Origin of the sequence: Streptomyces lacaronensis, from assembly GCF_047337785.1 — a bacterium.
GTDB lineage: Bacteria > Actinomycetota > Actinomycetes > Streptomycetales > Streptomycetaceae > Streptomyces > Streptomyces lycopersici.
This window is the reverse complement of the sequence record NZ_JBLHDK010000003.1, coordinates 3,400,128-3,418,999: the sequence shown is the minus strand read 5'-3', so window position 1 is coordinate 3,418,999 and position 18,872 is coordinate 3,400,128. Positions and strand designations below refer to the sequence as shown.

Below are 18,872 nucleotides of genomic sequence, written 5' to 3'. Positions count from 1 at the left end.
CGTTTTCAACGAAAGAAAAAAATGGATGGCGGCCCGTGCGGGGATGGGCTACGGTTTCTCCGTTCCGTGCGGGCCGTGTTGGTCCGTGTTGCCGCGCGTGGAGGAAAGCAGGAGGTGAGGACATTGATGACGGTCTCGGTGGCGAGCGCCGCTCGCGTTCAGGAGTTCCTCATTTCCACCCCTGCGGTCTCCGGCTGACACCTCTTCGGAGGCCGCCCTTCGAAGGGTTTCCTCCGTGTTGAACACTTCCACCGGCTCTTCTGGCTCTACTGGCTCCTCTGACTCGTCTGGCTCCGCCTCTCCGTACTCCCTCGCCGCCTATGGCTGGGACGACGGCTGGGCGGAGACGTTCGCCCCGTACGCCGCACAGGGCCTGGTGCCCGGCCGGGTGATCCGGGTGGACCGTGGCCAGTGCGATCTGGTCACGCCGAGCGGCCTGGCACGGGCCGACACCGAGCTGGTGACGCCGCGCGATCCGCTGCGGATCGTGTGCACCGGCGACTGGGCCACCGTGGACGCCGAGGGCGATCCGCGTTATGTGCGTACGCTGCTGCCGCGCCGTACCGCCCTCGTACGGTCCACCTCCTCCAAGCGCTCGGACGGCCAGGTGCTGGCGGCCAACGTCGACCACGCCGTCATCGCCGTCTCCCTCGCCGCCGAGCTCGACCTGGGGCGGGTGGAGCGGTTCACCGCGCTGGCCTGGGAGAGCGGCGCCCAGCCGCTGCTCGTCCTCACCAAGGCCGATCTGGTTCCGGAGCCGGACACCCTCGCCCATCTGGTGTCCGACACCGGGACGGCGGCGCCCGGTGTACGGGTGCTCGCGGTGAGCTCCGCGACGGGGGAGGGGCTGGACGAGCTCGGTGCCCTGCTCGCCTCCGGCACCGCCGTGCTGCTCGGCCAGTCGGGCGAGGGCAAGTCCACGCTGGCGAACGCGCTGGTGGGCGAGGCCGTCCAGGACGTACGGGCGATCCGCGACAGCGACGGCAAGGGGCGGCACACCACGACCACCCGCGATCTGCTGCCCCTGCCCTCGGGCGGGGTACTGATCGACACCCCGGGGCTGCGCGGGGTGGGGCTGTGGGACGCCGAGGGCGGTGTCGCACAGGCGTTCGCCGAGATCGAGGAGCTCGCCGAGCGGTGCCGCTTCCCCGACTGCGCACACCGGGCCGAGCCGGGGTGCGCGGTGCTCGCCGCGATCGACGACGGCTCGCTGCCTGAGCGGCGGCTGGAGAGCTACCGCAAGCTGCTCCGCGAGAACGAGCGGCTCGCGGCCCGTACGGACGCGCGGCTGCGGGCCGAGCTGCGGCGGGACTGGAAGCAGCGGCAGGCGCTCGGCCGCCACATGATGGAACGCAAGCGGGGGCCGAAGCGGTAGCGGTAGTGGTGTGCCCGGGACCGGCCCCGGTCAGCTCACGCTCCGGGTCTTGGCCCCGGGCGCGTCCTCCAGGCCCCAGCTGTACACCCAGCGCGGATGGATCCGGATGACCTCGTCGCTCAGCTGGGTGCCGAGGTCATGCGGCCCCGTGCGCCGCTCCGCCTCGCCGCGGATCTCCACCCCGCACACCATCCACGGCTGCTCGCTCACCAGGCTGTCGACGACCAGCGCCACCTTCGGATTCGTCCCGGTGTTGCGCCACTTCTTCGTCCTGCCCATGGCATAGCCGCCGATGTCGACCGTGCCGTCCTCGTTGAGGAAGAACGCCACCGGGTTCGCCTGCGGCTGGCCGTGCGCGTCCACGGTGGCCAGCCGGCCGATCCGCTGCGATCTGAGGTAGCCGGCCTCGGGTTCGGTGAAAACTGTCATGCGATCACTGTCGCGCGCCCGCGCCCCGTACGCAGGGGACGCGGGACCGGGACCGCCCGATGCGGGGCCGGGGCTTCTTCCCGGTGCGGGGCCGGGACCTCCCGACATGGGACCGGGGCCGCCCGATGCCGGGAGCGCTCGGCCGAAACGCCGATTGGGGTGGCTGTGCGCGGTAACTCGACGCCACGATGACCCTGCGAGGCCCCCGAAGGCCTTGCGACGACGGTGATACGAGCGAGAGAGCGGGTTGCGATGAATCAGGCCACGGACGAGTACGACGTCATCGTGCTGGGCGCGGGCCCGGTCGGTGAGAATCTGGCCGACCGGACCCGCGCCGCCGGGCTCTCCACGGTGATCGTGGAGCGGGAGCTGGTCGGTGGTGAGTGTTCGTACTGGGCCTGCGTCCCCAGTAAGTCGCTGCTGCGCCCGGTGCTCGCGCGGGCCGAGGCACGCCAGGTGCCGGGGCTGCGGGAGGCGGTCGGGGGGTCGCTGGCGGCGGCCGATGTCCTCGCCCACCGCGACAAGCAGGTCGGCAACTGGAAGGACGACGGTGCGCTCACCTGGCTGGACTCGGCCGGGATCGACCTGGTGCGCGGCCAGGGGCGGCTGGTCGGCCCGCGGCGGGTCTCGGTGACACCGCCGGACGGATCCGGCGGCGAGGAGCGGACCCTCACCGCCCGCCACGCGGTGGCCATCTGCACCGGCAGCGGGGCCGCGCTGCCCGACATGCCCGGGATCGCCGAGGCCCGGCCCTGGACCAGCCGGGAGGCCACCAGCTCGGGCACGGTGCCGGACCGGCTGATCATCGTGGGCGGCGGTGTGGTCGCCGCCGAGATGGCCACCGCCTGGTGCGGCCTCGGTTCGCGCGTCACCGTGCTGGTGCGCGGCTCCGGGCTGCTGAACCGGATCGAGCCGTTCGCGGGCGAGCTGGTCGCCGAGACGCTGAGGGAGGCCGGGGCCGAGATCCGCACCGGTACGTCGGTGAAGGGGCTCGCCCGGCCGGGCGGGGCGGAGGGGCCGGTCACGGTGACCCTGGAGAGCGGGGAACAGCTCGAGGCGGACGAGGTGCTCTTCGCCACCGGGCGCGCCCCGCACACCGCGGACGTGGGCCTGGACACGGTGGGGCTCGAACCGGGCGGCTGGCTGACGGTCGACGAGACCTGCCGCGTGACGGATGTCCCCGACGGCTGGCTGTACGCGGCGGGCGACGTCAACCACCGGGCGCTCCTCACCCACCAGGGCAAGTACCAGGCGCGCGTCGCGGGCGCGGCGATCGGGGCACGCGCGCGAGGGGTCGAGCGGCTGGACACGAGCCGCTGGGGCGCGTACGCGACGACCGCGGACGAGGCGGCCGTACCCCAGGTCGTCTTCACCGACCCGGAGGTCGCCGCGGTCGGGCTGACCGCGGAACAGGCCGAGTCCGAGGGCCGCAGCATCCGTGTCGTCGACTACGACATGGGCCAGGTCGAGGGCGCGGTCCTCTACGCGGACGGCTACCGCGGCCGCGCCCGCATGGTCGTCGACCTGGACCGGGGCCACCTGATCGGCGTCACCTTCGTGGGCCCCGGGGTCAGCGAACTGCTCCACTCGGCGACGGTGGCGGTAGCGGGCGAGGTCCCCCTCGACCGCCTCTGGCACGCGGTGCCGTCGTTCCCCACGATCAGCGAGATCTGGCTGCGGCTGCTGGAGGCGTACAGGGGCTGAGGGCGCGGGGCCGACCGGGCGGCGGCCACCTGCTCGCCCCGGCCCCGGCCCCGGCCCCGGCTCCCGGGTGCGGCTCCCGGCCCTGGCTCCGGCGCCCGGCTCCCGGGTCCGGCCTCGGCTTCCGGCCGCCCGGGTCCGGCTCGGGCTCCCGGCCCCGGCCCTGGCTCCGGCCGCCCGGGTCCGGCCTCGGCTTCCGGCCGCCCGGGTCCGGCTCCGGCTCCCGGCCCCGGCCCTGGCTCCGGCCGCCCGGGTCCGGCTCCGGCTCCCGGCCCCGGCCCTGGCTCCGGCCGCCCGGGTCCGGCTCCGGCTCCCGGCCCCGGCCCCTGGCTCCGGCCGCCCGGGTCCGGCTCGGGCTCCCGGCCCCGGCCCCTGGCTCCGGCCGCCCGGGTCCGGCCCCGGCTCCCGGCCCCGGTCCCGGCCGCCCGGCCTTGGGCGGCTCGCGGGGGGCCACTCCTTGCTCCTCGGGTTTGCCCTCCGGCCGCGTTGACGCATGACGTCGGGGGCGGGCGGCGGCTCGTCTCCGACGCCCCGCCCCGGGCTCAGGGCCTGCCCGCTTGCCGGGTCGGGCTCCTGGGGCCCAGCGACCGAGGGTGCTCGGGTTTGCTTGAGCGGATCTTGGGCGGAACTCGGGCCGGTCATCGCGTGGTGTCCCCGTGGAGCCTCCCTGTGGACAATGTGGGGATGAGCCAGCAGGGCGACCGACGCCGTCATGAGGACGACTGGTGGGGCGAGTTGTACGACCCGCGTCGTGCCGACGCGGGGCCCGCGGCGGCCTCCGACTCCGTGGACGACCGGTTCGATTCGGCCTCCCGCACGCTCGCCGACGACGAGGACGCCGGACATCAGAGACCGGCCGCGGGTGCCCCCTGGGGCCCGCGGACGGGGGAGCCGGGCGGTGCCGCCCCGGGCTCCGACACCGACGCCGGAGGTGGCCCGCAGGGGTGGCGATCTCCCGCCGATGAGGAGCCCGGTGCCACACTGCCCACCCAGGACCGCGCGGGGTCCGGTGCCGCATCGCCCTCGGCGGGCGGCAACGAGGGGTCGGACGCCGCACAGGGTGACAACGCGGGGTCCGGTGCGGCCACGCCTCCCCAGGGCCGCGCGGGGTCCGGTGCCCAGCCGGGACGTACCGGTCCGGCGGGCGCGCCCGGACGTACCGACTCGGGAAGCGCGCCGGGACCCACGAGCCGGAGGAGTGCGACCGGAGGACCCACGAGCCCAGCGGGCGGGCCTGGACCCGCAAGCCGGGGGAGCGCACCCGGGCCCACCGCCCCGGTCGGCCCACCCAGGCGCGCCGGGGTGTCCGGGCCGCCCTCGCCATCCTCGGGGCCGCGTGGGGCCGGAGTGCCGCCTCCGCCGGAGGCCGCGTTGCGGGCCGATCCGGCGCGGCCCTGGCGGGCCGCGGCCGCCTCGTACGTCGGGGACGAGCCGCCCACGTACGAGACCGAGCCGACCACGCTTCCCGTCACCGATCCGCAGGAGCTCCGGGACGTGGTGCCCGACACCGTGCTCGAGGGCGCCCGGTACGGCACGCTGACGCTGCGGGCCGCATCGTTGCGCGGGGACGCGGCCCGCTACCGGGGCGAGTTGCGGCGGGACGCCCTGTTCGCGGTGCGGTTCGGGACCGGGGACAGCGCCCTTCTCCTGGTGGCCGTGGCGAGTGGGCAGCGGGCGGCGCCGGGGGCGCATCGGGTGGCGCGCGAGCTGTGCGAGTGGATCGCCGGGGCGGTCGGCAGCAATCAGCTCCGGCTGACGGAGGACATCCACACCGCCAACCGCGGCGCTCTCAGCTCCGGGCTGCACCGGCTCACCGACCGTGCCTACGGGCGGCTGCGCGCCGGCGCGACCGTACGCGGCCTCGCCCCCGCCGACCACACCGCGTCGGTGCGCTGCCTCCTGCTCCCGGCACATCCGGCCTGCCGTACCCGGGTGTTCTTCGGCGTCGGTGACGGTGGGCTCTTCCGGCTGCGGGACGGCGTCTGGCAGGACCTGGAACCCGACGGGGGCGAGCGGGACGCCGTCGGCGGGCCCGTCATCGGCTATGGGAGTGGTCGCCCGCCCGTCCGGCGACCGAGCCATGACCCCGACCCCGACCCCGACTCCGAGCCCGCGCCGCCACCCGAGTCCGAGCCCGTCCACGGGCCCTTCCGGTTCCGTGCCTCCGTCGCCCGGCCGGGCGACACCCTGCTGCTGTGCAGCGCGGGCCTCGCCGACCCCATGCGCGGCGAGGCCGCCCTCGCCAATCGCCTGGCCGAGCGCTGGGACACCGCGGAGGCGCCGGGTCTCGCCGCGTTCCTCGCCGACGCCCAGACCGGGGTGAAGGGCTACGCCGATGACCGTACGGCGGCCGCCGTCTGGGAGGCGTAACCCCGCCGTCCATGGGTTGATGGACGAAAGGTACAAGGTGGCGGACAAGCGTCACCCACCCCATCGACCCTGGACGACGAGAGGGATGAGGGCGCGCGATGGCCAAGCAGACCGTGGCGGAGCAATACGTGGACATCCTGGTGCGCGCCGGTGTGCGACGGCTGTACGGCGTGGTCGGCGACAGCCTCAACCCCGTGGTGGACGCGGTCCGCCGCAACGCCGCGATCGACTGGATCCAGGTGCGGCACGAGGAGACCGCCGCCTTCGCCGCCGGTGCCGAGGCGCAGCTCACCGGATCCCTCGCCGCCTGCGCGGGCTCCTGCGGCCCCGGGCACGTCCATCTGGTCAACGGGCTCTACGACGCCCATCGCTCCATGGCCCCGGTCATCGCGCTCGCCTCGCACATCCCCAGCAGTGAGATCGGCACCAGCTACTTCCAGGAGACCCACCCCGAGCGGCTGTTCCAGGAGTGCAGCCACTACTGCGAGCTGATCTCCCACCCCCAGCAGATGCCCCGCGTCCTGCAGACCGCCGTGCAGCACGCGATCGGCCGCAGCGGGGTCAGCGTGGTGGCGCTCCCCGGCGACATCGCCGCCCGCCCGGCGCCCGAGCGCGCCGAAGAGCACGCCCTGGTGACGTCCCGGCCCACCGTGCGTCCGGGCGACGCGGAGATCGACCGGTTCGCCCGCATGGTCAACGAGGCGGAGCGGGTGACGCTCTTCTGCGGCCGGGGCTGTGCCGGGGCGCACGAGGAGGTGATGGCCTTCGCCGAACTGCTGAAGGCACCCGTGGGGCACGCCCTGCGCGGCAAGGAGTGGATTCAATACAACAATCCCTATGACGTCGGCATGAGTGGTCTGCTCGGCTATGGCGCGGCGTACGAGGCCACCCACGAATGCGATCTGCTGATCCTTCTTGGCACCGACTTCCCGTACGGCGCCTTCCTGCCCTCCGATGTGCGGACCGTTCAGGTGGACGTCCGCGCCGAACACCTCGGCCGCCGCTCCAAGCTGGACCTCGCCGTCTGGGGCGATGTCCGGGAGACGCTGAGCTGTCTGACGCCGAAGGTGCGCCCCAAGACCGACCGCCGCTTTCTCGACCGCATGCTGAAGAAGCACGCCGACGCGCTGGAGGGCGTGGTCAAGGCGTACACCCGCCGGGTCGACAAGCACATCCCGATCCACCCGGAGTTCGTGGCGTCGGTGCTGGACGAGGAGGCCGCCGACGACGCGATCTTCACCGTGGACACCGGGATGTGCAATGTGTGGGCCGCGCGCTATCTGTCCCCCAACGGCCGCCGCCGGATGATCGGCTCCTTCACCCACGGCTCGATGGCCAACGCGCTGCCGCAGGCGATCGGCGCCCAGTTCATGGACCGCCGCCGCCAGGTGATCTCGATGTCCGGCGACGGCGGATTCACCATGCTGATGGGCGACTTCCTCACCCTCGTCCAGTACGACCTGCCGGTGAAGGTGATCCTGTTCAACAACTCCGCGCTGGGCATGGTCGAGCTGGAGATGCTGGTCTCGGGCCTGCCCGCGCACGGCACTGGGTACCACAACCCCGACTTCGCGCAGATCGCCCGTGCCGCCGGGGTGTACGGCGAGCGGGTGGAGAAGCCCAAGCGGTTGCGGTCCGCGCTGCGTGCCGCACTGCACCACAAGGGGCCCGCGCTCCTGGACATCGTCACGGACCCCAACGCGCTGTCCATCCCACCGAAGATCAAGGCGGAGATGGTGACCGGCTTCGCGCTCTCGGCCAGCAAGATGGTGCTGGACGGGGGCGTCGGCAAGATGCTCCAGATGGCCCGCTCGAACCTCCGCAACGTACCGCGTCCCTGATCCTCTCCGCTCCCGGAACGTGCCGGTAGCGCTCCAGGGGGGGGCGCACTTGTCCTGCGGCGGGGGCTTTTTGCCTTGCGTTTCCAGGCCGAGCGGATCGCCGACGAGAGGGGTTCGGCCGCTTCGTGCATCACATGCGGGAGCCGCCGGACCGGTCCCGCCACGACGCGGGCGAGCTGACGCGCAGCCAGGAGATGATCGCCCAGGCGGGGTTCACCGTGGATGTCGCGCGCTGTGGCTGGCGCCGACCGACCAGAGCATCCCGGTCGCGGCCGGATGTGAGCACAGTGAGCCCGGTGGCGAGGGCACATGCACCGGCGACTGCGGCAACACGGGCCCGAACTGAGCTGACGCGCTGACAGCCCGAGGCGCGGCACGTACTCTCGGCTACAGGAGGTGGTCACTATGTCGCAATGGGTAAATCCTCGTGCGGTCGACGTAGTCCGGTTCGCGAGTCGGTTCCAGGCGCCGTCAGCACTCCCGGATGATGCCTGTGGCTGCTGGGCCGGACGCCGACGCCGGTGGGGATCGCCTCATCGATCTCGGCCCCGATTCTCGGCGACTGTGCTTGTCGGTGAGGACGGCGCGATGTATGCCGTCCCGTGTAGCAGGTGCAGTGGAACGGGCGTCGTCTCGTAGGTCAGCCAACACCCGTCAACGGCCCCGTCCGTGCGCTTCCCCGTGGCGCCGGGCGGGGCTTCCTCGTGGCATCGAGATACGCACCTTCGTCCAGTACGACAACCCGTTACGACAACCCGTACGACGTCGGCATGAGTGGTCTGCTCGGCTATGGCGCGGCGTACGAGGCCGCCCACGAATGCGATCTGCTGATCCTGCTCGGCACCGACTTCCCGTACGGCGCCTTTCTGCCCTCCGATGTCTCGACACTCGGACGGCACTCCCGGCGTGCCCGGGCGTGCGGCGATCGGCTCGCGTGGGTACGGCCCCGTATCACCGACCTCCACACGGGCGTCACCCAGGGCTGCTGGGCCCCGCCGGCAGGCCGAGCAGAGCCCGTGGCGAGCCCGCGACCGCGCAGCCCTGCGCGCTCCCTGAGGGGGTTACGCGAGGGGCTGCGCGGCGGCCACGGCACGCGGGTGCCCATGGGCTGGCGGACGGATGGTCGCCGAGCTGACGCGCTCCGGACGACCGTCGGCCGTGCAGCCGTCAGCCAGGACTTCTCGGCGTCACCATGGGCACGGCGGCAGGCCCGGCGTCAGCCGCTCACCGGCCGCAGCCGCAGCGTCAGGATCTGGTGCGGGCGCAGCGCCAGGGTCAGCCCGCCCGGGCCCGTGGCCGCCTCGTGCAGGGGGCGCTCCAGCAGGTCCGTCACCTCGGCCCCGAGCACCGGGAAGCCGGTGACCAGCGTGCCCGCCGCCCGGCCGCCGTGGGACTCGTACAGCCGCACCACCACATCGCCGCTGCGGTCCTCCGCGAGCTTGACCGACTCGATCGTGATCGCGGGGTTGTCCACTGACATCAGCGGTGCCCGCTCGGCCGGTCCGGCGGGGAGGGTGCGCAGCGGCAGGTTGAGGGCGAGTCCTTCCGCGACCGCCTCGGCGACGCCCGCGCCGGGCAGCAGGGCGTAGCGGAAGCGGTGGACGCCCAGGTCGGTCTCCGGGTCGGGGCTGTGCGGGGCGCGCAGCAGGGTGAGCCGCACGGTGGTGCCCAGCACCTCGCCCTCGCGTCCGTCCGTGCCCGCGTCCGTGCCCTCGCCCCCGTCGTGCGCCGTACGGGTCACATCGTGGCCGTACGTGGAGTCGTTGAGCACCGCCGCCCCGTACCCGGGTTCGGCGACCCGCAGCCAGCGGTGGGCGCAGATCTCGAACCGGGCCGCGTCCCAGCTGGTGTTGGTGTGGGTGGCGCGGTCCACATGGCCGAACTGGATCTCCGCGGTGGACACCTTGGCGTGGATGTCCAGCGGGAACGCCGCCTTGAGGACCTTCTCCGACTCCTGCCAGTCCACCTCCGTGGCGATGTCGAGGCGGCGGTTGCCCGCGGCCAGGGTCAGCTCCTGGGTGATGCGGGAGGCGCCGAAGGACCGTATGACCCGGACCGTCGCGCGCAGCGGACCGGACTCGATCAGCTCCACGGACTCGGCGTCGGTCAGATCGGTGTGGCGGCGGAGGTAGTGCCGGTCGATGTCCCAGGCGTCCCAGTGGTTGGGGTGGTCGGGGTGGAGCTGGAGGAGGTTGCCGCGGGCGCCGGGGGCCAGCACCTCACGGCTCGCGTCCAGGTCCAGTACCGAGGTGAGCAGCCCCTCGGTGTCGATGGTGACGCGCAGCCGGTCGTTGTCCAGGACGATGGACTGGCCGTCGCTCAGGGCGGTCACCGGCGGTGCCCCATGGGGTGCGCCGCCGGCGGCGGGCGCCTGCGGGGCGGTTCCCACGGGTGCCGCGCCCAGCCCGGCGACCCGCACCGCGACTGCCGTACGGCCCTCGCCCAGCGGCTGGACCGGGGCTCCGGACGGCAGGGCGGCCGCCGTCCGCGCGTCCAGGACGGCGATCTCCTCGCGCTCGTACGGCGAGGCGTTGAGCACGGCGGGCCCGCCGCCGCCCAGCGCGGCCACCGCCCCCGCGATGATCTCCTCCAGCTCGGCGAACACCATCTCGTAGGTGTCCCGCGCCTCGCGGTGCACCCAGGCGATCGACGAGCCGGGCAGGATGTCGTGGAACTGGTGCAGCAGCACCGTCTTCCAGATCCGGTCCAGCTCGTCGTACGGATAGGCGTAGCCGGGCGTGTGCAGCGCGGCGGCGGTGGCCCACAACTCGGCCTCGCGCAGCAGATGCTCGCCGCGCCGGTTGCCCTGCTTGGTCTTGGCCTGGGTGGTGTACGTGGCCCGGTGCAGCTCCAGATACAGCTCGCCCGACCACACCGGCGCCTTGGCCCCGTACTCCCGCTCGGCCTCGGTGAAGAACGCCAAAGGTGGCTGGATCTCGACGGTCGGCGAGCCCTCCAGGGAGGCGAGCCGCCGCGCCTTCTCCAGCATCTCGCGGGTCGGGCCGCCACCGCCGTCGCCGTAGCCGAAGGGCACCAGCGAGCGCGTGGCCAGCCCCTTGTCGGCGAAGTTCTTCTCGGCGTGGGCGAGTTCGGAGGCGCTGAACCGGGCGTTGTAGGTGTCCACCGGCGGGAAGTGGGTGAAGACCCGGGTGCCGTCGATGCCCTCCCACCAGAAGGTGTGGTGCGGCATCTTGTTGGACTGGTTCCACGACAGCTTCTGGGTGAGGAACCACCTCACCCCCGCCAACTTGGCGAGCTGCGGGAAGGCGGCCGTGTAGCCGAAGGAGTCCGGCAGCCAGATCTCCTCGGTGTCCACCCCCAGTTCCTCCAGGAAGAACCGCTTGCCGTGCACGATCTGCCGGGCCAGCGCCTCACCGCCGGGCATATTGGCGTCCGACTCGACCCACATCGAGCCCACCGGCGCCCAGTTGCCGTCCGCCACCGCCTTCTTGATCCGCTCCCAGATATGCGGCTGGTGCTCCTTGACCCACGCGTACTGCTGCGCCTGTGAGCAGGCGAACACCAGCTCCGGGTACTCGCCCGCGAGCGCGGTGACATTGGCGAAGGTGCGGGACGCCTTGCGCACCGTCTCGCGCAGCGGCCACAGCCACGCCGAGTCGATATGGGCGTGCCCGGCCGCCGAGACCCGGTGCGCGCTGGAGTGCGCGGGACGGCCGAGCGCGTCGGTCAGCTCGGCGCGGGCGGCGGCCGCGGTGCCGGGGACGTCGTGGAGGTCGAGCGCGTCCAGCGCGTTCTCCAGGGCGCGCAGGATCTCATGGCGGCGCGGCCGGTCCTCGGGCAGCTCGTGCATCAGCTCCGAGAGCACCTCGATGTCCAGGACCAGATGCCAGACGGTCTCGTCGAGGACGGCCAGCTCGGCCGAGGCGAAACGGTACAGCGGCTCGTCCCCGGCGGTCAGCACATCGCCGAGCCGGGTCGGGACGAAGCCGTCGCGCAGCACGGACGGGTTGGCGGCGGCTTCCAGCAGCAGCCGTACGGGCTCGCCACCGGCCGCGGGGGCGGCTACGGGGATGTGGCGGTTGCGCGGATGGATGCCCTTGATCGGCACGCCCTCCGCGTCGTACACCAGCCCCTCGGCCTGGAATCCCGGGGCGTCGTCGGTGAAGCCCGGGTCGATGACGGCCTCCACCCGCCGCCCCGCCCAGCCCTCCGGCACCGCGCCCTCCAGCCGGAACCACCAGGTGGACCACGGACTGCCCCAGTCCGTGCCGGTGGTGAACGGCTCGTAGGTGCCCGCCAGCGCCTCCGCGACCGGCACCGGCTCACCGGGGGTGCGCCACGCGGAGAGGGTGAGCGGCACCCGGGCCGTGTACTGGGCGGGCCTGATGAACTGGCGCAGCGCGCGGTCCAGGCGCCCCTCCACCAGTGGTCGGTCGTCGTGCATCACGGCTCCTCGGCTCGAGCTCGGGGGATCACTCAGCGGATCACTCCCAGCATTTCCCTCGGTGTGTGGGGGGCAACACCCGGGCATGCATTTCCGTGAGCGTGTTCGACGACATTCGACGCTGGCCGCCGTCAGGGGGCGGCCGGGGCGGGGGAGGATGAAGCGTCAGCCTGTACGGCCGGGCCGGGGGCATGGGCAGGGTCGGCCGGATGCGGGGCCGAAGGCCGCGGAGGCCGTTCCGGAGGGTGTTCCGGTGGAGCGTGGCCCGGCCCTGACCAAGCGATTGGCGCACGACGATCTCGCGGCGGTGGCGCGCGTCCGCGCGGAGCTGCGCGAGATGCTGCGGCACTGGGGCGGGCCCGGCCGGGCCGATCTCGCCGAGCTGCTCACCAGCGAGCTGGTGACCAACGCGCTGGTGCACACCGACCGTGGTGCGCAGGTCACGGCCTCGATGGGGGACGGGCCGGGCGCGCGCGTCACCGGGCGATTACGGGTGGAGGTGCGGGACTTCGTGTCCCGGCACCCGACGCTGCGCGACCGGCCCGCCGAGGACAGCACATCCGGGCGCGGACTGCTGCTGGTGCATACGCTCGCGGACGCCTGGGGCGTGCGGGCGCACGGGGTGGGCAAGGTCCTGTGGTTCGAACTCGAAGCCGAGGGCGTTCCGTAGCCGCCACTCCGTGGACGGGTGGCGCGTGTGACACGGAGGTGCGGCGCGTGTGACACGGAGGTGTGGCGCGCGTGACACGGACGTGCGGCGCGTCGGCGCCTTGCGCGGTACGGACCAGCCGGGCGGCGGGCGGGGATCGGTGCCCCCCGCCCTGGCCGCCGCCTCAGCCCCGCTCAGCCGAAGGCGCGCTCGATCTGCGCCAGCTTCTCCTCGAGGGAGTCCAGCCGCGGGATGGTGAGGGTGTCGTCCTCGGCCGTGAGGTCGATGGTGTGGGGACCGGCCTCGGCGTCCTTGTCCTTCTCACCGAAGCCGAAGCTGAAATCCCGGTCGCGGTCCTTGTCCCGCTCATGGCCCAGGTCGCCGGTCGCGGACTCGGCGCCGCCCGCGGAGCGCAGGGCGGGCCGGGCGGAGGCGGCGGCCAGCTGGGCCTGCTCCGGGGCCCCGGCGGTCTCCAGCACCTTCTCGCCTATGGCAGGCTCCGAACTGAGCTGCGCGGGCGGCGGGGTGGCGGCGGTGACCTCCACCTGACGGCCGCCGCGGCGGCCCCACATCCGGTGCTGCCGGTTGATCGCCCGGATCCGGGCCCGGTCCAGCTTCTCCTGGTCGCGCCGGCGGGCGCGGTTGTGCTCCTTCTCGCGCCGGTCCTCGCGGACCTCCTCGACGGCCTCGTCCAGCGTCCGCACGCCCTCGAGCAGCATCAGCGACCAGGCGGCGAAGGTCTCGCGCGGAGCGCGCAGCCAGCGGACGACGCGGATCTGCGGCAGCGGCCGCGGCACCAGACCCTGCTCGCGCAGCGCGGCCCGGCGGGTCTGCTTCAGGGCCCGGTCGAAGAGGACCGCCGCCGAGAGCGACATGCCCGCGAAGAACTGCGGGGCGCCCGCGTGGCCCATGCCGCGCGGCGCGTGCACCCAGTTGAACCAGGCCGCGGCGCCCGCGAACAGCCACACCAGCATGCGCGAGCCGAGCGCGGCGTCACCGTGGCTGGCCTCCCGCACCGCCAGCACCGAGCAGAACATCGCCGCGCCGTCGAGCCCGAACGGCACCAGGTACTCCCAGCCGCCTGTCAGCGCCAGGTTCTCCCGTCCGAAGCCCACCAGGCCCTGGAAGGAGAGCGCGGCGGCCACCCCGGCGCAGCAGAACAGCAGAATGTAGGCGGCCATCCCGTAGATGGCCTCCTTACGGCGCCGACGCTCCTCGCTGCGCTCCCAGGAGTCGGTGATGACGCTGTCGTCCTTCTTCCGTCGGCCGCGCGCGAGGACAACCGCCGCCCCCACGACGCCGGCGAGCGCCACGACGACTGGCAGAACCAGCGATATGTCGGTCAGTCTCATCCGGTGCCCCTTGATTGGCTTCCATGAAGTTCTGGCCGCAGTACGGCCTACCGCGCGCGACATCCTGGCGGAATCCTGCCGGGCCTCGAGCGGTTTTGGGACAAGAGGCCGCCAAGTAGGCGGGGGGACACGCGAATAGGTGCGATGCGATCCGAACACTCGCGCTGTGCAAGCGGCTTGATTCTATTCACGGAACCCGATCGCGGGTAATCCGACCGATCGGCTTGCCGGTCGAGCTACGGTCCGTGTACGAGGCGCGACGTTACCGCGACCTTAAATGATGTTTACGGGCTTTGCCCGGGGGCGGCCTCCGCATATCGTTTCGATGGGATGTCAGGAGGACCGGAGTGGAGCAGTCCGAAGCACAGGCGGCGATGGAGCCGTTGCCCTCCTGCGGCGCGCCCGCGGCACGCAGGTCCCCGCGCCGGCACTCGGTGCGTGGCCAGATCCTGGACGCCCTGCGGGACGCGCTGGCCGGCGGTGAGCTGACCCCGGGCGAGGTGTACTCCGCGCCGGTGCTCGCCGAGCGCTTCGGCGTCTCTCCCACCCCCGTACGGGAGGCCATGCAGCAGCTCGCGGGCGAGGGCGCCGTCGAGGTGGTGCCCAACCGGGGCTTCCGGGTCGCCCGCCGCAGCGAGCGCGAGCTGGCCGAGCTGGCGGAGGTGCGGGCGCTGCTGGAGGTCCCGGTGATGCTCGGCCTGGCGGAGGCGATCGCGCCCGAGCGCTGGGCCGGGCTGCGGCCCTTCGCCGAGGCGACGGCGGCGGCCGCCGTAAGGGGCGACCGGGCCGCCTACCTGGAGTCGGACCGCACCTTCCACCAGACGGTGCTCGGCTTGGCCGGGAACCAGCAGCTCGTGATCGTCGCCGACGATCTGCACCGCCGCGCCCAGTGGCCCCTGGCCTGCGGCCGCGTCACCCGTACCGCCGACCTCGTCGCCGACGCGGAGGAGCATATGGCCCTCCTCGACGCCCTGGCCGCCCGCGACCTCGACACGGTCGAATCCCTCACCAGGGCCCACTTCGCCCCGACGGTCTGAGGGCTGGGGGCTGGGGCTGGGGGCTGGTAGGGGCGTCCGACGGTTCTCGGCGCCTGCGGCGGGCCGTTCCCCTTCCCGCCCCTTCCCACAACTGGGGCTCCGCCCCAGGCCCCGGGGTCCGGGCGGAGCCTCCGCGCCCTGGCCGCGCTCCGACGGTTCTCGGCGCCTGCGGCGGGCCGTTCCCCGCCCCTTCCCACAACTGGGGCTCCGCCCCCAGGCCCCGGGGTCCGGGCGGAGCCTCCGCGCCCTGGCCGCGCTCCGACGGGTCTTGGTGCCTGCGGCGGGCCGTTCCCCTCCTCGCCCCTTCCCACAACTGGGGCTCCGCCCCAGGCCCCGGGGGGCGGAGCCCCTGTCGCGCCGGTCGCCCCGTAGCGCTGGGGGCGTACGAGTCGTCCTGCGCCCCCGGGCGGGTTCGCCCCGGGGCGTGCCGTGCTTCTCCCGGGGCGAGCCGGGGCCGGTCAGTCGGCGGTCTCCTCGGGGGACAGCTGTTCCGCGAGCCAGACGGGGACGCCGCCCAGGAGGCGGACCAGGCGGCCGGCCTCGGTGCGGAGGCGGGTGGCCTCGTCGGGGTCGGGTTCGACGTCGGCCAGGGCGGCCAGGGCCGGGGCGATGCCGACCAGGTAGCCCAGCTCCTCACGGATCCGCAGCGACTCCGCGAAGCCGTGCCGTGCGTCGGGCAGATCGCCGTCCGCCTCCGCCATGGCGGCCAGATGGCGCCAGGTGAACGAGCGCAGCAAGGTGTCGCCGTGGGCCGCCGCGCCCGCGTGGGCGCGCTGGAAGGCGGCCAGTGCGCCGGTCGGGTTGTGGGCGAGGTGCTGGGAGATCAGCCCGCGCCGGAAGTCCAGCAGCGGCCGGATCGGGGAGCCCGGCGAGAGCAGCGCGGCGGCGCGGCCGAGCGCGGTCCGCGCCTCGTCGGCCCGGTCCCGCACGCCGAGCAGCGTGGCCGCGTACGCCAGATAGCCCCGCTCGCACGCGGTCGCGCCGCGCTCGGTGTCGGTGAGCGCGAGCGCCTCCGCCGCCCGCAGGGCGTCCTCGGCCGCGTCCCAGCCGGTGGAGGTGTACATGCACCGTTCGGTCAGGACGACGCTGCGTTTGAGCGCGGCCGAGGCGTCATCCGCCGCCCGTGGGGTGAGCAGCTCGGCGGCGTCCTTCCAGCAGCCGCGCGAGCGCAGCCGCCATACCGCCGTGTCGAGTGGGTCGTCCACAAGCGGGTCGGGCCCGCGCCCCGTTCTTACCTCGGAATGGGAACCTGACGATCCAGGTGGTGACATGGCGGTGTCCGCCACATTGCCCTCCCCAAGCGCGCCATCGAGCCGGAAGCCGTGGGCGAATCTCAGCACGAATGCGCGCGCCCGGCCAAGAGGTTGGTGTGAATGAATTCACAAACCCCTGGCAAGGGTGATGCCGCAGTGGGGCACGGAGACGCGCTCCGGGCGCTTCCGCCGTCGCTTCCGCGGACACCTCCGCAGGTGCTTCCGCGGACGCCTCCGCAGGCGCCTCCGCCGTCGCTTCCGCGCCGCGTCAGCTCATGCGCAGCGCGAGGAAGAAGTCCAGCTTGTCCTCCAGGCGCGACAGCTCGCGCCCGGTCAGCTGCTCGATCCTGCCGACCCGGTAGCGCAGCGTGTTGACGTGCAGATGGAGCCGGGCGGCGCAGCGCGTCCAGGAGCCGTCGCAGTCCAGGAACGCCTCCAGGGTCGGGATCAGCTCGGCCCGGTGGCGCCGGTCGTACTCGCGCAGCGGATCCAGCAGCCGGGCGGTGAAGGCGCGCCGCACGTCGTCCGGGACGAAGGGGAGCAGCAGTACGTGCGAGGCCAGCTCCTGGTGCCCGGCCGCGCACACCCGCCCGGGGCGCGCGGCGGCCACGCGCCGGGCGTGCCGGGCCTCCTCCAGGGCGCCGCGCAGCCCGTCGGCGGAGTGCACGGCGGCGCTGACGCCGAGGGTCAGCCGGCCGTCGCCGTCCAGGCCCCGGGAGAGCGGCTCCCGAACGGCGGCCAGCAGCGCGTCGGCCTGCACTTCCGCCGTCTCCGGGTGGTCCGTGGCGCCGTCCGACGGGCCGTTGGGGAGCGCCGGGAGGGGTACGAGCGCCACCGCCTCGTCACCGGTGTGCGCCACGGCGATCCGGTCCGAGGGCTCCGGCCCGGTCGCGTACGGGTCGACCAGGATCTCCTCCAGCAGCGACTGGGCCACCCGGCCGCCGGGGATGCCGCCGGGGAGGCCCCCGCTGTCCGGCGAGGAGCCCTCCCGCGCGCCCGGGTCCCGCACTGCGCCTCCCCGTCCGTTCCGGTCCCGTCCGTTCCGGTCCCGCGCGCTCCCGTCCCGTGGGGCGCCGTCTCGCGTGGCACCCTCGCGGGCCCCGCCGTCCGCGCCCTTCCGTGCGCCACCCCGCTGCGCCCCGGCGTCCCGGCCGCCCCGCGTCCCGCCGTCCGGACCTCCCCGCGTCCCGCCGTATGCGCCCTTCCCCGCGTCGCCCAGCCGCGTCCCGCCGTCCGCGCCGTACTCCTGTTCCGCCGTGACGCCCCACTCCACCCGGGCCACCACCACCTGCCAGTGCGGCGCCGTGCCGAGGCCCGGCAGCAGCACCGGGGCGGCCACCCGCAGCCGGGCCGCGACCTCGGCGGGCGGCGCGCCCGACTGGACCAGCTCCAGCACCTCCTGGGCGAGCCTGCGCCGCACCGTGCGGGAGGCGTTCCGCCGGTCGCGCTCGACCGCGATCAGCTGGGTGACCCCGTAGAGCAGATCCAGCCGCTCCTCCGGCCATTCGTCGGCGTCCGCGCCGACCGCCAGCACCCAGTCGGACAGCACGGTCTCGCGCACATCGTCGCCGGGGTCACCGCTGCGGATGGGGAAGAGGGAGTACGTCATGCCGTCCGTGGCGGTCAGCCGGTGCGGGCCGCGCCGCCCGTCGCGGCGGGCGGCCAGTTGCTCGCCCGCCAGCTGGGCGCGGACCGCCGCGGGCGGCTCCGCGGCCGCCCCGGTGGCGGTCGGGCCCGCGATCCGGCGGCCGGTGGGGGAGAGCACCCACGCGGTCAGGTCCAGGTCCGAGCGGAGCAGGTCCAGGACGACCTCGGGGCCGCCGCCCGCGGGCCCGGACGTCATCATCCGGCGGTGCCGGTCGACGACCGCGGCCAGATCCCCGGCCCGTTCACCGGAGACCTGGCGCACCACATGCTCGGTGATCGTGGCGAACGCGACGTCCTCGACCACGGAGAACAGCGGCAGCCGATGGCGGCCACAGGCCAGCACCAGGTCCTCGGGCACGGCGCCCAGCTCCGCCTCGCCCGCCGCGAGACCCGCCACCCCGGCCGCCGCGAGGATGCGGACGAACCGCTCGGAGTCCTCCGGCTCATGCCGCCAGGCGAGCCCGGTCAGCACCAGCTCGCCACCGGCGAGATAGCGGCTGGGGTCGCGCAGATCGGTGGTCATCACGCCGCGCACGGTGCGGTCCAGCTCGTCCTCGCCGCCGAGCAGACGCAGCCCCAGGGTGTCGTTCTCCAGCAGTGCGCGCAGCCGCATGTGACGCCAGCCGATCTTGTTCCGTGTTGCCGGTCGAATACCGCGAGGTTTCCGGCCCCCGCCGTTCGTTCGAATCTACAAGACCTGCCCCCTGGCCAGCCAATTGCTTCATGTCTTTGGTGACTGCACCATGTGGCCCACACCTGGGTCTACTGGCGTTGAGCCGTGTGCAGAGTTCTTGGAGGACGGTGCTCGGGGCC

At 73.8% G+C, this 18,872-nt stretch carries 11 protein-coding genes; 6 read left to right on the top strand and 5 right to left on the bottom strand.

Annotation, left to right across the window (positions count from 1 at the left end):
• Window positions 1-235 precede the first annotated feature (235 nt).
• Window positions 236-1,375: a ribosome small subunit-dependent GTPase A gene (gene rsgA / locus ACMTAK_RS14455; protein WP_413806626.1), complete on the top strand. Its 1,140-nt coding sequence runs from the start codon at window positions 236-238 to the stop codon at window positions 1,373-1,375.
• A gap of 30 nt (window positions 1,376-1,405) precedes the next feature.
• Here rsgA and ACMTAK_RS14450 read toward each other — a convergent pair whose 3' ends face one another.
• Complete coding sequence (locus tag ACMTAK_RS14450; protein WP_413806625.1) at window positions 1,406-1,804, bottom strand: PPOX class F420-dependent oxidoreductase; 399 nt, start codon at window positions 1,802-1,804, stop codon at window positions 1,406-1,408.
• Window positions 1,805-2,056: 252 nt separating this feature from the next.
• Between ACMTAK_RS14450 and ACMTAK_RS14445 the strand changes: the two genes are divergently transcribed.
• The 3 genes from ACMTAK_RS14445 to ACMTAK_RS14435 all read left to right on the top strand — a co-directional run bounded on the left by ACMTAK_RS14445 (window position 2,057) and on the right by ACMTAK_RS14435 (window position 7,716).
• Window positions 2,057-3,508, top strand: a complete 1,452-nt coding sequence (locus ACMTAK_RS14445; RefSeq protein WP_413806624.1) for a dihydrolipoyl dehydrogenase family protein — start codon at window positions 2,057-2,059, stop codon at window positions 3,506-3,508.
• A gap of 1,344 nt (window positions 3,509-4,852) precedes the next feature.
• Window positions 4,853-5,875 carry a protein phosphatase 2C domain-containing protein gene (locus tag ACMTAK_RS14440; RefSeq protein WP_413806623.1) on the top strand — a complete coding sequence of 341 codons (1,023 nt, stop codon included), beginning with the start codon at window positions 4,853-4,855 and terminating at the stop codon, window positions 5,873-5,875.
• A 98-nt stretch (window positions 5,876-5,973) separates the two neighbouring features.
• Window positions 5,974-7,716 (top strand): pyruvate dehydrogenase, encoded by a 1,743-nt coding sequence (locus ACMTAK_RS14435; RefSeq protein WP_413806622.1) that lies wholly within the window; start codon window positions 5,974-5,976, stop codon window positions 7,714-7,716.
• Between the two features lie 1,216 nt (window positions 7,717-8,932).
• Here the strand turns inward: ACMTAK_RS14435 and ACMTAK_RS14430 are convergent.
• Window positions 8,933-12,121 (bottom strand): alpha-mannosidase, encoded by a 3,189-nt coding sequence (locus ACMTAK_RS14430; RefSeq protein WP_413806621.1) that lies wholly within the window; start codon window positions 12,119-12,121, stop codon window positions 8,933-8,935.
• 253 nt (window positions 12,122-12,374) lie between these two features.
• Here ACMTAK_RS14430 and ACMTAK_RS14425 point away from each other — a divergent pair, with 253 nt between their 5' ends.
• On the top strand, window positions 12,375-12,791 hold the full coding sequence (locus ACMTAK_RS14425) for an ATP-binding protein (RefSeq protein ID WP_413806620.1): 417 nt from the start codon (window positions 12,375-12,377) through the stop codon (window positions 12,789-12,791).
• A gap of 173 nt (window positions 12,792-12,964) precedes the next feature.
• Here the strand turns inward: ACMTAK_RS14425 and ACMTAK_RS14420 are convergent, their stop codons facing one another.
• Complete coding sequence (locus ACMTAK_RS14420; protein ID WP_413806619.1) at window positions 12,965-14,122, bottom strand: DUF2637 domain-containing protein; 1,158 nt, start codon at window positions 14,120-14,122, stop codon at window positions 12,965-12,967.
• A gap of 374 nt (window positions 14,123-14,496) precedes the next feature.
• On the opposite strand from ACMTAK_RS14420, the gene ACMTAK_RS14415 reads away from it, so the two are divergent.
• Window positions 14,497-15,159, top strand: coding sequence for a GntR family transcriptional regulator (locus tag ACMTAK_RS14415; protein ID WP_413812883.1), 663 nt, complete (start codon window positions 14,497-14,499; stop codon window positions 15,157-15,159).
• 458 nt (window positions 15,160-15,617) lie between these two features.
• Here the strand turns inward: ACMTAK_RS14415 and ACMTAK_RS14410 are convergent, their stop codons facing one another.
• Together ACMTAK_RS14410 and ACMTAK_RS14405 are read right to left on the bottom strand one after the other, a co-directional pair.
• Window positions 15,618-16,430, bottom strand: a complete 813-nt coding sequence (locus tag ACMTAK_RS14410) for a hypothetical protein (RefSeq protein WP_413812882.1) — start codon at window positions 16,428-16,430, stop codon at window positions 15,618-15,620.
• 250 nt (window positions 16,431-16,680) lie between these two features.
• Window positions 16,681-18,672, bottom strand: coding sequence for a PucR family transcriptional regulator (locus tag ACMTAK_RS14405; protein ID WP_413806618.1), 1,992 nt, complete (start codon window positions 18,670-18,672; stop codon window positions 16,681-16,683).
• Window positions 18,673-18,872 lie beyond the last annotated feature (200 nt).

Excerpts from the sequence above, each read along its gene's own strand:
- ACMTAK_RS14450 (WP_413806625.1), bottom strand. The coding sequence starts at position 1,804 with ATGACAGTTTTCACCGAACCCGAGGCCGGCTACCTCAGATCGCAGCGG.
- ACMTAK_RS14445 (WP_413806624.1), top strand. The coding sequence starts at position 2,057 with ATGAATCAGGCCACGGACGAGTACGACGTCATCGTGCTGGGCGCGGGC.
- ACMTAK_RS14435 (WP_413806622.1), top strand. The coding sequence starts at position 5,974 with ATGGCCAAGCAGACCGTGGCGGAGCAATACGTGGACATCCTGGTGCGC.
- ACMTAK_RS14430 (WP_413806621.1), bottom strand. The coding sequence starts at position 12,121 with ATGCACGACGACCGACCACTGGTGGAGGGGCGCCTGGACCGCGCGCTG.
- ACMTAK_RS14420 (WP_413806619.1), bottom strand. The coding sequence starts at position 14,122 with ATGAGACTGACCGACATATCGCTGGTTCTGCCAGTCGTCGTGGCGCTC.
- ACMTAK_RS14415 (WP_413812883.1), top strand. The coding sequence starts at position 14,497 with ATGGAGCCGTTGCCCTCCTGCGGCGCGCCCGCGGCACGCAGGTCCCCG.
- ACMTAK_RS14410 (WP_413812882.1), bottom strand. The coding sequence starts at position 16,430 with ATGTCACCACCTGGATCGTCAGGTTCCCATTCCGAGGTAAGAACGGGG.
- ACMTAK_RS14405 (WP_413806618.1), bottom strand. The coding sequence starts at position 18,672 with ATGCGGCTGCGCGCACTGCTGGAGAACGACACCCTGGGGCTGCGTCTG.